The sequence below is a fragment of the Streptomyces sp. NPDC126503 genome (assembly GCF_040302405.1).
GTDB classification, from domain to species: Bacteria; Actinomycetota; Actinomycetes; order Streptomycetales; family Streptomycetaceae; genus Streptomyces; species Streptomyces gulbargensis.
Genome location: NZ_JBEORS010000001.1, coordinates 459,473 through 471,855, shown reverse-complemented (window position 1 = coordinate 471,855; position 12,383 = coordinate 459,473). Strand labels below are relative to the sequence as shown.

At 76.0% G+C, this 12,383-nt stretch carries 8 protein-coding genes; 5 read left to right on the top strand and 3 right to left on the bottom strand.

Annotated elements, in window-relative coordinates:
* Positions 1 to 95 precede the first annotated feature (95 nt).
* The gene (locus ABTY40_RS02185) at positions 96 to 1,253 is read right to left on the bottom strand and encodes a helix-turn-helix domain-containing protein (RefSeq protein WP_352057741.1); all 1,158 of its coding nucleotides are present in this window, start codon (positions 1,251 to 1,253) and stop codon (positions 96 to 98) included.
* A 165-nt stretch (positions 1,254 to 1,418) separates the two neighbouring features.
* Between ABTY40_RS02185 and ABTY40_RS02180 the strand changes: the two genes are divergently transcribed.
* Positions 1,419 to 2,027 carry a hypothetical protein gene (locus ABTY40_RS02180; RefSeq protein WP_352057740.1) on the top strand — a complete coding sequence of 203 codons (609 nt, stop codon included), beginning with the start codon at positions 1,419 to 1,421 and terminating at the stop codon, positions 2,025 to 2,027.
* A gap of 6 nt (positions 2,028 to 2,033) precedes the next feature.
* Here the strand turns inward: ABTY40_RS02180 and ABTY40_RS02175 are convergent, their stop codons facing one another.
* A complete protein-coding gene (locus ABTY40_RS02175) occupies positions 2,034 to 3,539 on the bottom strand; it encodes a PucR family transcriptional regulator (RefSeq protein WP_352057739.1) in 1,506 nt (501 codons plus the stop codon).
* A gap of 179 nt (positions 3,540 to 3,718) precedes the next feature.
* On the opposite strand from ABTY40_RS02175, the gene speB reads away from it, so the two are divergent.
* A complete protein-coding gene (gene speB / locus ABTY40_RS02170; RefSeq protein WP_309053322.1) occupies positions 3,719 to 4,696 on the top strand; it encodes an agmatinase in 978 nt (325 codons plus the stop codon).
* 272 nt (positions 4,697 to 4,968) lie between these two features.
* On the top strand, positions 4,969 to 6,651 hold the full coding sequence (locus ABTY40_RS02165; protein WP_352057738.1) for a thiamine pyrophosphate-binding protein: 1,683 nt from the start codon (positions 4,969 to 4,971) through the stop codon (positions 6,649 to 6,651).
* Between the two features lie 70 nt (positions 6,652 to 6,721).
* Here the strand turns inward: ABTY40_RS02165 and ABTY40_RS02160 are convergent, their stop codons facing one another.
* Entirely contained in the window at positions 6,722 to 7,096 is a 375-nt protein-coding gene (locus ABTY40_RS02160) for a hypothetical protein (protein WP_352057737.1), read from the bottom strand.
* A 269-nt stretch (positions 7,097 to 7,365) separates the two neighbouring features.
* Between ABTY40_RS02160 and ABTY40_RS30850 the strand changes: the two genes are divergently transcribed.
* Both ABTY40_RS30850 and ABTY40_RS02140 read left to right on the top strand, forming a co-directional pair.
* Positions 7,366 to 11,166 carry an ABC transporter ATP-binding protein gene (locus tag ABTY40_RS30850; protein WP_502990460.1) on the top strand — a complete coding sequence of 1,267 codons (3,801 nt, stop codon included), beginning with the start codon at positions 7,366 to 7,368 and terminating at the stop codon, positions 11,164 to 11,166.
* A gap of 765 nt (positions 11,167 to 11,931) precedes the next feature.
* Positions 11,932 to 12,315 (top strand): hypothetical protein, encoded by a 384-nt coding sequence (locus ABTY40_RS02140; RefSeq protein ID WP_502990469.1) that lies wholly within the window; start codon positions 11,932 to 11,934, stop codon positions 12,313 to 12,315.
* Positions 12,316 to 12,383 lie beyond the last annotated feature (68 nt).

The following is a 12,383-nucleotide window of genomic DNA, read 5'->3' as shown; positions in this document are numbered from 1 at the left end:
GCCTCCTTCGTCGCTGCCGATTTTCTAAGCGCTTGCTCAGCCTGTCTCGATCCGAAGTTACCCAGCGGTCACCCGCTCTGTCCAGACCGGCGGCGTCAGGAGCCCTCACCGGCGGTCCACCGGCGGCCCACGGAGTCGTACGTGTACGCGGACCGGCCCCCGGCCGCGCTCGTACGGAAGGGCTCCCCGCCCCGGTCGCCGATCCGCGCCGTGCCCGAGCGGCCCTGGGAACTCCACTCCAGCTCCAGGTACCAGCGGCAGTCGCAGCCCTCCGTCCGGGCGGTGATCAGCAGCTCCTCCGGGTCGGCGGCGCCGACCGTGTACGGGAGGGAGACGGCCGGGATCGTCCGGGGCTCGGCACCGGTGGCGTCGAGCCCCGCCACCGACCGGGCGAGCGGGCGGGGCGCGTCCAGGTCGACGGCGAAGTGGCGCGGGGCGGCACCGCCGCCGCAGCCCTCGTCCATCCGGTACGCCCGCCACGGCAGCGGCGCCGCCCGGCCGACCACCCGCACGTGCACGGCCTGCACGACGACGGCGGCGGAGCTCCGCCCCTGCAGGGAGACCCGCACCAGCGTCTCCCCGCCGTGCACGGCGCCGTGCGCACCCGCCCAGGCGGCCGCGTCCTGCGCGGGCGGCGGCGGGGCGACCCGCCCGGGAGCGCGGTCCGCCAGATACGTGTGGCCGCAGCCGTCCCGCCACACGTGCGAGGCGGCGGCCCACGTGAACGGCGCCGGCTCCACGGCCGCCGGCTCCACGGCCGCCGGTTCCTGCCTCCAGAGCAGGAGTACGGCTCCGAGGGCGAGCGCGACGCCCCCGGCCACCGACATTCCGACCCGCGCCACCCCCCGCGCCCACCTCCCGCGGGCCCGGGGGACGGCGGGGTCCGGCTGCGGGCGGGCCTCCGGAGGGGCCGCGACGGCCCGCGGCTGTTGGCGAGCCGCCGGGGTCTCGGGCACGCGCTCGGGCGGGGGCGGGGCCGGCGTCCCCGCCCGCTGCTGCGGCCGCCGGGTGCGGGCGGCCCGCCGCCAGGACTCCTCCAGGGCCCGCCGCTCCTCCTCGTCCGCCCCGCACAGCACGGCGAGGCGGTCGACCACGGCGAACTCCTCCGGGACGGTCGTCCCCGAGCAGTAGCGGTGGAGGGTGGAGGCGCTGACGCTCAGGCGCCGCCCCAGCGCCTCGTAACTCCTCCCGTCCCGCGCCTTCAGCGCGCGCACGAGCGCCGCGAACTCCTCCACGACGGCGTCCTTCGGCATTCCATCCCCTTCGGCCCTGCGTCCCACCCTCTACGTCCCTGCACGTCAGCGGGGGTGGAATGGTTCCGGGACGGACGGTGGGCGCGTCACCGTTGCGGGCGGCGGGCGGCGGCCCCGACGCTGGTCGAGCACTTGACCGAACCACCCGACGGGGGATCCACCAGCATGAACAGGCTCCGTGCCGCACTCGCCACCACCGCCACCGCCGCCCTGGGCCTCGCGGCCCTCGCCACGGCCCCGGCGCAGGCCGCCGCCCAGCCCGCCTTCCTCACCGCCTCCCAGATGCCGGCGTCGTCGACGCCGTGGACCGCCTCCAAGGTCTTCGCCGGCGTCCCGGAGAACGGTGGCACCCTCTGCGCCCCGTACAAGATCCCGGCGCAGAACAGCAGCTACCGCGATTTCAGCAACGATCTCGACGCCTACGGCGTCCAGATCACCAATGTCGCCCGCACCGAGGCCGACGCCGTGAAGCTGGTCGACACCCTGCGCAAGGCCCTCGCCGGCTGCGGCACCCAGCTGAAGCAGCAGAACCCGGGAATGCAGGCGCTCAGCGGCTACCACGGCAAGCTCGCCGTGGAGGAGGGCGCCTGGGTCTACAGCCTGGACACCGCCGACCCGCGAGTCGGCAACACCGACATCCACCTCTTCTCCGTCGGCCGCGACGGCCGCACCGTCACCCTCGTCCGCTGGGGCCAGATGGGCGACCTGAAGGACGCCCCGCTGACCGCCTTCCGCACCACGACGAAGACGGCCGTCAACAAGCTCTGGCCCTGACGGTCGCTACGCGGCGGGGCCGCCGCCGACCTTGAACGCGAGCCACAGCTCCATCCGCACGTCCGGGTCGTCCAGGTCCCGGTCCAGGAGCGCCGCGCAGCGGGCGACGCGCTGGCGGACGGTGTTGCGGTGGACGCCCAGGGCGACGGCGGTCCGGTCCCAGTTGCCGTGCAGGGACAGCCAGCCGCGCAGGGTCTCCCTGAGCGGTTCGTTCAGGGGGGCGAGGAGGGTCCGGGCGTGGGCGGCGGCCTCGCCCTGATCCATCAGCGCCGCGAACCCGCCCGGCCGGTGCCGCGCCACGGCCACCCGGGTGGCCTCGGCCCGGCGCAGCGCCCGCGCCGCCTGCGCGTCGGCGGCGGAGAGTCCGCCGGCCCCCGCCGGGGCGCTCACGCCGAGCGTCCACCCGGGCTGCGCGGTGACGGGCGCGGAGGCGGGCAGGAGAAGCCGTACGGACCCGGCGGGGGTGACCCCCGCCGGGTCCGCCGCGCCTTCCGGGTCCGCCGGCCGGGCTCCCGCGTCCACCAGGGGGGTCCCCAGCGCCGCCGCCAGGCTCGCCGCCGCGAAGGGCGTGCCGTCGCCGCCGTGGGCGTGGACCACGACCCAGGGGCCCGGGCCGAGCGCGGCCGCCGCCTCCGCCGGGGGCGCGCCGAGGAGGAGGCGGACCAGGGCGCCGTCCCGCACCGAGGCGTCCGCGCCCCGGTGGGGGGCCGTGAGGAGGGAGAGCAGGACCACAGCGACGCCCGCGATCGTGTGGTCGCCGGGGCCGAGCCGCTGCGTCGCGACGCCGAGCGTCAGGCCGTCGCCGCCGCCGAGCGCGTACGCGGCCAGCCGCAGCCCGCCGCCGTCGCCGCTCGCCGAGGCGGGGCCGCCCGGCCGGGGGCCCACCACACCGGCCAGCTCCGCCAGCGCCCGCGCCGCCTCCGCGGGGACCGGCCGCCCCGCCGCGACCGACTCGGTGCCGTCCCGTCCGAAGAGGACCGCCCGGCCGCCGAGCCGGGAGGCCAGCGCGCCGAGCACGGCGGGGACCGGGGCCGGGCGGGCGGCGGCCGCCGCGAGGGACTGCTGGGCCTCCGTCACCCGGCGCAGCTCGTGCAGCCGGGCCTCCGCCATCAGCCGCCACAGCGCCCGCGCCACCGCCGTGAACGGCGTCTCGGGCGGCACCTCGACCAGCGGCAGCCCGTACCGGGCGCAGGCCGCGACCAGCTCCGCCGGCACCGTGTCGTACACCGGCGTGACCCCGAAGCCGAGCGCCGCCGCGCCCGCTTCGACCACCCGTTCCACGAACCGCGCCGGATCCCGGAGCTGCACGCCCGCCGTCATGAGCAGCTCGCCGCCGAGCAGGTACGGGTAGGGGTCGGCCATCTCCGAGGTGTGCACCCAGTGCAGCGACACGCTCCCGGGCCCGGCCTCCGGGCCGGTCAGCAGCCGCAGGCCCAGCTCCTTGCGGGCGAGCAGCGCGGCCAACGACACCGGCGGCGCCGGGGGAGTGGAGGTGGTCTCCGCTGCGGACATGGCATGGACCCTTCGTACATTCCCCGCCCCGGTTGGTGGAGGAAACGTACACTTCTTCGCCGCTCTCCGGCCACCTACTGTCGTGACATCCGGAGGTCGCGGGTACGGGCGGAAGTCCCCGCGACCCGCCTCCGGTCGCATCCCCCGGACCGACCCCACCCCCCAGGAGGACCCCGACCATGAGCAGCAGCGACCAGAACACCCCGCGCGGCCCGATCGACTCGTCCCGCATCCCGCGGTACGCGGGCCCCGCGACGTTCGCCCGGCTGCCGCGGCTCGACGAGGTCGGCACCGCCGACGTCGCGGTGGTCGGCATCCCCTTCGACAGCGGCGTCTCCTACCGCCCCGGCGCCCGTTTCGGCGGCAACGCCATCCGCGAGGCCTCCCGCCTGCTGCGCCCCTACAACCCGGCGCAGGACGCCTCCCCGTTCGCCCTCGCCCAGGTCGCGGACGCCGGTGACATCGCCGCCAACCCGTTCAACATCAACGAGGCCGTCGAGACCATCGAGGCCGCCGCCGACGACCTGCTCGCCACCGGCGCCCGCATGATGACCCTCGGCGGCGACCACACCGTCGCGCTGCCGCTGCTCCGCTCGGTCGCCAAGAAGCACGGCCCGGTCGCCCTGCTCCACTTCGACGCCCACCTCGACACCTGGGACACCTACTTCGGCGCCGAGTACACCCACGGCACCCCGTTCCGCCGGGCCGTCGAGGAAGGCATCCTCGACACCTCCGCCCTCTCGCACGTCGGCACCCGCGGCCCGCTCTACGGCAAGCAGGACCTCACCGACGACGAGAAGATGGGCTTCGGCATCGTCACCTCCGCCGACATCTACCGGCGCGGCGCCGACGAGGTCGCCGACCAGCTCCGCCAGCGCATCGGCGACCGCCCGCTCTACATCTCCATCGACATCGACTGCCTCGACCCGGCCCACGCCCCCGGCACCGGCACCCCCGAGGCGGGCGGCATGACCTCCCGCGAGCTCCTGGAGATCCTGCGCGGCCTGTCCTCCTGCAACCTGGTCGGCGCCGACGTCGTCGAGGTCGCCCCCGCGTACGACCACGCCGAGATCACCGCGGTCGCCGCCTCGCACACCGCGTACGAGCTGACGACGATCATGTCCCGTCAGATCGCGGCGGCGCGCGAGGCGAAGTAACCGCGCGCGGGGCGTGCTCGCCGGGCTCCGCCCCGGCCCCGCACGCCCCGGCAGCGTGTCCGCCGGGCCCGCACACAGGCCCCCCGCGCCGCCCCCCGACCCGCGCCCGTGGCCACGCCGGCCCTCCCCGGCGGCCACGGGCGCGTCCCGAGGGCCCGCGTCCTCCGAGCGCCCGCGCGCCCGGGGGCGCGGGCCCGACCCGTACCCTCGACCGTCGGCCTCCGGCCGCACCCCGTCCACCCGCCGACCCGCAACCCGCCCGGAGGGGCCCGATGACCCACGACCACGACCTGGTCCTGCGACCGACGGCCGCGCAGCGCGAGGCCGCGCTCAACCCGCCGCCGGGACGCAACGGCGGCGACCTCGTCGTCGAGACCCTCGCCGGGCTCGGCGCCTCCACCGTGTTCGGACTGCCGGGACAGCACGCCCTCGGCATGTTCGACGCGCTGCGGCGCTCCTCCCTCCGATACGTCGGGCTGCGCGTCGAGAACAACGCGGGCTTCGCCGCCGACGCGTACGGCCGCATCACCGGCGAGGCCGCCCCGCTGCTGCTCTCCACCGGGCCCGGCGCGCTCATGTCCCTCGCCGCGCTCCAGGAGGCCGCCGCCGCCTCCGCGCCGGTCCTCGCCATCGGCAGCCAGGTCCCCGTGGCCGGGCTCGGCGGCGGGCGCCACGGCTACCTGCACGAGCTGCGCGACCAGCAGGCCTCCTTCCGGGACGTCGTGAAGTCCGTCCACACCGTCCGTACGCAGTCCCAGATCCCGTCCGCGATCGCGGCGGCCTGGGAGTCGGCGCTCACCGCCCCGCACGGGCCGGTGTGGGTCGAGATCCCGCAGGACGTCCTCCTCGCCCCCACCACCCTGCCCGTGGTCACCGCGATGGACGCCACGCCCGAGGAGGTCGTGCCCCGCCCCGAGCTGACGGCCGTCGCCGCCGACCTGCTGTCCCGGGCCGCCCGCCCCGCGATCATCGCGGGCGGCGGTGTCGTCCGCGCCGACGCCTCCGGCAAGCTCCTCGCCCTCGCCGAACGCCTCGACGCGCCCGTGGTCACCACCTTCGGCGGCAAGGGCGCCTTCCCCTGGCGGCACCCGCTCTCCCTCCAGTCCTGGCTGGAGGACCGGCACACCACCGACTTCCTGGAGGACGCCGACGTCCTCCTCGTCGTCGGCTCCGGCCTGGGCGAGCTGTCCTCGAACTACCACACCTTCGCCCCGCGCGGCCGGGTCGTGCAGATCGAGGCCGACGCCGGGAAGCTGGAGTCCAACCACCCGGCCCTCGGCATCCACGCCGACGCCCGGCTCGCCCTCCAGGCCCTCCTGGAGACCGTCGAGCCCCGCGAGGACGCCACCGCGCCCGAGCGGGTCCGTACGGTCCTGGCGAAGGTCGCGGACCGGATCGCCGCCCAGGACCTCGGCCTGGAACAGGGCGTCGTCGCCGCCGTGCGCGAAGCCCTGCCGGACCGCGCCCCGAGCTTCTGGGACATGACGATCCTCGCCTACTGGGCCTGGTCCGCCTTCGACGCCCGGCACCCCAACACCATGCACTCCGCCCAGGGCGCCGGCGGCCTCGGCTACGCCTTCCCCGCCGCCCTCGGCGCGGCGGTGGCCGAGCCCGGCCGGCCGGTCCTCGCGGTGTCCGGCGACGGCGGCGCGATGTACTCGCTCGCGGAGCTGGCGACGGCCCGGCAGTACGGCCTCGACGTGACCTGGCTGATCGTGGACGACGGCGGCTACGGCATCCTGCGCGAGTACATGACGGACGCCTTCGGCGAGGCCACCGGCACCGAACTCACCCGCCCGGACTTCGTGGCCCTCGCGGAGTCCTTCGGCGTCCCCGGCGTCCGCACGACTCCGGACACCCTCGCCGCCGACCTGGCGAAGGCGCTCGCCCAGCCGGGTCCCTCGGTGGTCGTCCTCCCGGCCCTCCTCCGCATGTTCGAGCCGACGCACCTCTGAGCGGGCGGCGTTCGTCGGGCCGCCCGCCACCGGGCCCGCCCGGCGCTCCACCCCCGGTGAACCCCGAGGGTCAGTCCACCAGTTCCGCCCAGCTCTCGCGGTAGGCCGCGAGCCTCGCCTCGTACCCCTGCCGGAAGTGCTGCGCCGCCGGCCCGCCGAGCCCGTCCCTGGGCTCGCGGCGCGCCGGGACCAGCCGGGCCACGTCCGCCATGACCACGACGGCCGCCTCGGCGACCGCCCCGCCCTTTTCACGGGCCGTGAACAGCCGGTGCCCCACGTCCCGCAGCAGCCGCACACTGTCGTTGTACGGGTTGTGCGTCGCCGCCCGCACCTCGCTCGGGGGCGCGGGGACGATCCGGCCGCCCTCCGCGAGCCCCCGCATCGCCACCAGCGCCGCGTACAGCTGACCCCACCGGTACCCCCGCCCGTCCTCGACCCGCACCACGCGCACCCCTCACCTTCGTCCCGGTTCCTCCGAGCCGGCGGCTCCGCCCATCCCTACCCATCCACCCCCGGCCGAAGGCCGCGCGGCCTTCTCCGCCGCCGGTGCGGAAGGGCCGCGACTGCCTCCGGGCCCCCCGGCATGGCCCCGCCGGTCCTAGGACCTTCGTCCCGTCTTCGGGAGCCGTTCGTGTCCGGGGGATGAAATCGCAGGCCGGGCATGTTGGAGCCTTCCGGTACACCAGGACGAACGGGAGGCGCCACGTGGCGGCGGTGGGGCAGAAACAGGCGGAGGAACGACACACGGAGGACCGGCCCGGGGAGCCGGGCGGCGGCTGGGCGCGGCGGCTGTGGGGGTACGCCTGGCGGTTCCGGACGGACGTCGTCCTCGCGCTCGGGTCCTCCCTCGCCGGCATGGCGGTCCTCGCCCTCGTCCCCCTGATCACCAAGGTGATCATCGACGACGTCATCGGCACCCGCACCCGCTCCCTCGCCGTCTGGACCGGCCTCCTCATCGGCGCCGCCGTCCTCGTCTACGCCTTCACCTACGTCCGCCGCTACTACGGCGGACGCCTCGCGCTCGACGTCCAGCGCGACCTGCGCACCGACATGTACGGCACGCTCACCCGGCTCGACGGACGGCGGCAGGACGAGCTGTCCACCGGCCAGGTCGTCGGCCGGGCCACCAGCGACCTCCAGCTCATCCAGGGCCTTCTCTTCATGCTCCCGATGACGATCGGGAACATCCTGCTGTTCGTCATCTCCCTGGCCGTCATGGCCTGGCTCTCCGTCCCCCTCACCCTCGTCGCGCTCGCCGTCGCCCCCGCCCTCTGGTTCATCGCCCAGCGCAGCCGCACCCGCCTCCACCCCGCCACCTGGGCGGCGCAGCAGGAGGCCGGGGCCGTCGCGGGCGTGGTCGACGGGGCCGTGACCGGCGTCCGGGTCGTCAAGGGCTTCGGACAGGAGGAGCAGGAGACCGGCAAGATCCGGGAGGCCGGCCGCCGCCTCTTCGCCACCCGGCTGCGCACCGTCCGCCTCAACTCGCTCTACACCCCCGCCCTCCAGGCCGTCCCCGCCCTCGGCCAGGTCGCCGTCCTCGCCCTCGGTGGCTGGCTCGCCTACCGGGGTCAGATCACCCTGGGCACCTTCGTCGCCTTCTCCGCCTACCTGGCGTCCCTCGTCGGCCCGGTCCGCATGCTCGCCATGGTCCTCACCGTCGGCCAGCAGGCCCGCGCGGGCGTCGAACGCGTCATCGACCTGATTGACACCGAGCCGGTGATCAAGGACGGCACGAAGGAACTGCCGGCCGACGCCCCCGCCACCGTCGAGTTCGACGCCGTGTCCTTCGCGTACGAGGACGGCCGCCCGGTCCTGGACGGCTTCTCGCTGGAGATCCGCCCCGGCGAGACCGTCGCCGTCGTCGGCGCCTCCGGCTCCGGCAAGTCCACCGTCTCCCTCCTCCTGCCGCGCTTCTACGACGCCGACCACGGCGCCGTCCTCGTCGGCGGCCACGACGTCCGCGAACTCACCCTCGACTCGCTGCGCGCGGCGATCGGCCTGGTCCCCGAGGACTCCTTCCTCTTCTCCGACACCGTCCGCGCCAACATCGCCTACGGCTTCCCCGACGCCACCCAGGAGCAGATCGAGGCCGCCGCGCGCGCCGCGCAGGCCGACCGCTTCATCGCCGAGCTGCCCGAGGGGTACGACACGAAGGTCGGCGAGCACGGCCTGACCCTCTCCGGCGGCCAGCGCCAGCGCATCGCCCTCGCCCGCGCCATCCTCACCGACCCCCGGCTGCTGCTCCTGGACGACGCCACCTCCGCCGTCGACGCCCGGGTCGAGCACGAGATCCACGAGGCCCTCCGGTCGGTGATGGCGGGCCGCACCACCCTGCTCATCGCCCACCGCCGCTCCACCCTCGGTCTCGCCGACCGCATCGCCGTCCTCGACGCGGGCCGGCTCTCCGACATCGGCACCCACGAGGAGCTCCAGGAGCGGTCCGCGCTCTACCGCAGGCTCCTCACCGACCCGGACGAGCTCGGCGCCGTCTCGCCCGGCCACGTCACCCCGGCCGAGGTGCCGGAGGACCGCACGCTGCGCGCCGAGCTGGACGCCGAGTTCGACGCCGAGCGCGGGATCACCCCGGCCCTGTGGGTGCGGGAGGAGTCCGCGGCGCCCGACGACGGCACGACCCGCATGACGAACAAGGCCGGCGCCACCCCCGAGCTGCTCGCCGCCGTCGAGGCCCTGCCGCCAGCCTCCGACATCCCCGACGTGGACGAGACCCGTGCCGTCTCGCCCGAGGACAGCTACGGCCTGCGCCGCCTCCTGCGCGGCTTCGGCCTGCCGCTGCTCGTCAGCCTCGGCCTGGTCGCCGCCGACGCGGGCGCCGGCCTGCTGCTGCCGGTGCTCATCCGGCACGGCATCGACGAGGGCGTCAACCGGCTCGCCCTCGGGGCCGTCTGGGCGGCCTCGGCGCTCGCGCTGCTCACCGTGCTTGTGCAGTGGGCCGCGCAGACGGCCGAGATCCGGATGACCGGCCGCACCGGCGAACGGGTCCTCTACGCGCTGCGCCTGAAGATCTTCGCCCAGCTCCAGCGGCTCGGCCTGGACTACTACGAGCGCGAGCTCACCGGCCGGATCATGACCCGGATGACCACGGACGTGGACGCCCTGTCCACGTTCCTCCAGACGGGCCTGGTCACCGCGTTCGTCTCCGTCGTCACCTTCTTCGGGATCATGGTCGCGCTGCTGGTGCTCGACCTCCAGCTCGCCCTGGTCGTCTTCGCGACCCTGCCGGTCCTCGCCGTCGCCACGTACTTCTTCCGCCGCTCCAGCGTGAAGGCGTACGAGCTGGCGCGCGAGCGGATCAGCGTCGTCAACGCCGACCTCCAGGAGTCCGTCGCCGGTCTCCGCATCGTTCAGGCCTTCCGCCGCGAGCGGTCGGGCGCCGCGCGCTTCCGCGCGCACAGCGACGAGTACCGCGACGCCCGCGTGCGCGGCCAGTGGCTGATCTCGGTCTACTTCCCGTTCGTGACGCTGCTGTCCTCGGTCGCCGCCGCGGCCGTGATGATCGTCGGCGCGCACCGGATCCAGGCCGGCACCCTCACCACCGGCGCGCTCGTCGCCTACCTGCTCTACATCGACCTCTTCTTCGCCCCGGTCCAGCAGCTCTCCCAGGTCTTCGACGGCTACCAGCAGGCGGCCGTCTCCCTGAAGCGGATGCAGGAGCTGCTCCAGGAGCCGGCCTCCACGGCCCCCGCCGCCTCCCCGCTCCCGGTGCCGAAGCTGCGGGGCGAGATCGCCTTCGAGAACGTGTCCTTCGCGTACGGGGCGGGCGACGGTGCCGGGGCGGGCGCGGGCCAGGACACCGCGCTCAGCGGGATCGACCTGCGCATCCCGGCCGGACAGACCGTCGCCTTCGTCGGTGAGACCGGCGCGGGCAAGTCGACGCTGGTCAAACTGGTCGCCCGGTTCTACGACCCCACGGCGGGCCGCGTCACCGCCGACGGCACCGACCTGCGGGACCTGGACCTCACCGCGTACCGGCACCGGCTGGGCGTCGTGCCCCAGGAGGCGTACCTCTTCCCCGGCACCGTCCGGGACGCCATCGCCTACGGGCGGCCGGACGCCACCGACGCCGAGGTGGAGGCGGCGGCGCGGGCGGTCGGCGCCCACGACATGATCGCCACACTGGAGGGCGGCTACCTGCACGAGGTCGCCGAGCGCGGCCGGAACCTGTCGGCCGGCCAGCGGCAGCTCATCGCCCTGGCCCGCGCCGAACTGGTCGACCCGGACGTGCTGCTCCTCGACGAGGCCACGGCCGCCCTGGACCTGGCCACCGAGGCCCAGGTCAACCAGGCCACCGACCGGCTCGCCGGCCGCCGTACGACCCTGGTGGTCGCCCACCGCCTCACCACGGCGGCCCGCGCGGACCGCGTGGTCGTCATGGACCACGGCCGGATCGCGGAGGACGGCACCCACGACGACCTCCTCGCCCGCGGCGGCCGCTACGCGCAGCTGTGGCGGACCTTCATCGGTGAGGAGACCGAGCAGCTCGGCGAGCGCGTCTGACACCGGGGATCCCGGGGCGGGGACCCGCCCCGGCCCCACGGTCCCCGCTCCGTGCCCGGCCTCCCCGGCCGGGTCCGCTTCCGCCCACCGGCCGGGCCTTCCTGCCGTCGGCCCGTGGCCGGGCGCTCCGGCCCTCGGCCCCGGGGCCGGCGCCCTCCGCCGACTCGGGGCCGTCCTTCCCGCCGCCCGCCGAGAGCCACGCTCACGCCCACCGGCCCGGGTCCGGCCTCGCGCCCACCGGCCCGGGTCCGGCCTCGCGCCCACCGGCCCGGGTCCGGCCTCGCGCCCACCGGCCCGGTCCGCCCACTCCGGCCTTCCGGCCATGAGGCCGGTCCGTCGCCGTCCGGTTTCCCGGCCCGGCCGCAGGCCCGGGTTCGCCCCCGGCCGCCCGCCCCGGCCCCTCCCTCCGGCCGCCGGTCCGGGCCCGCCGCCCGCCGGATCGCCCCAGGGAGGCGAGCCGGCGGCAAGCTCTGTGACAGGTGTGAGGCGGCTCACTCCCGGCGGCGCCGAGGGCCGGGGGAGTGGGCGGAGGCAACCATTCCGGGAGCTCGCGCGTCGTACGGCCGTACGAGGAGACTCCCGGGAGGGGAACGCATGATCACGGACCCGACCGCCCGGTGCGGCCGAACACGCCCGCCGCGCGCCCGCACGGCCTCCGAGGACGGCGCCGCCGGCGGGCCCGGCCGCATCGGGGCGCGTACGGGGCCGGGTGACCGGCCCGGCAGCCGCGGCCCCGCCCGTACCCCCGCTCCCTCCCGTACCGGAATCCGGGTCCTCGGTCGGGTTCTGGTCGCCGTCCTCGCCGCCGTCGCGCTGCTCGTGCTCCCGGGGCCCGGGACCGGCGGCGCCACCGCCGAGGCGCTGTCCGTGTGCCAGGGGCGTCCGACCAAGACCGTCTCCTTCGCCACCGGCGAGCTCCGCCTCTACCGGACCCGTCACTACGTCTGCGCCGTCACCGTCGCCAAACGCCCCGGCACCCGCCGCCCGATGAGCGTCTCGCTCCAGCCGCGCGGCGGCCGGCCCGCCGTCCGCGCGGGCCGGTTCGACCGGCAGGCCGGCCCCGTCACCGTCCACGCCCTCAACCGCTGCGTCCGCGCGAGCGGCTGGGTCGCCGGCCGGGGCGTGAACACCGGCTGGACCCTCTGCTGACCCCGCCCCGGCGGCGGAAAGTCCCGGAGATCGGCGAGTAAGGAGCAACTGGGTCTGGCGGTCCGCAC

Coding starts and splice junctions, on each gene's coding strand:
- ABTY40_RS02185 (WP_352057741.1), bottom strand. CDS start 1,253: ATGCCGAAGGACGCCGTCGTGGAGGAGTTCGCGGCGCTCGTGCGCGCG.
- ABTY40_RS02180 (WP_352057740.1), top strand. CDS start 1,419: ATGAACAGGCTCCGTGCCGCACTCGCCACCACCGCCACCGCCGCCCTG.
- speB (WP_309053322.1), top strand. CDS start 3,719: ATGAGCAGCAGCGACCAGAACACCCCGCGCGGCCCGATCGACTCGTCC.
- ABTY40_RS02165 (WP_352057738.1), top strand. CDS start 4,969: ATGACCCACGACCACGACCTGGTCCTGCGACCGACGGCCGCGCAGCGC.
- ABTY40_RS02175 (WP_352057739.1), bottom strand. CDS start 3,539: ATGTCCGCAGCGGAGACCACCTCCACTCCCCCGGCGCCGCCGGTGTCG.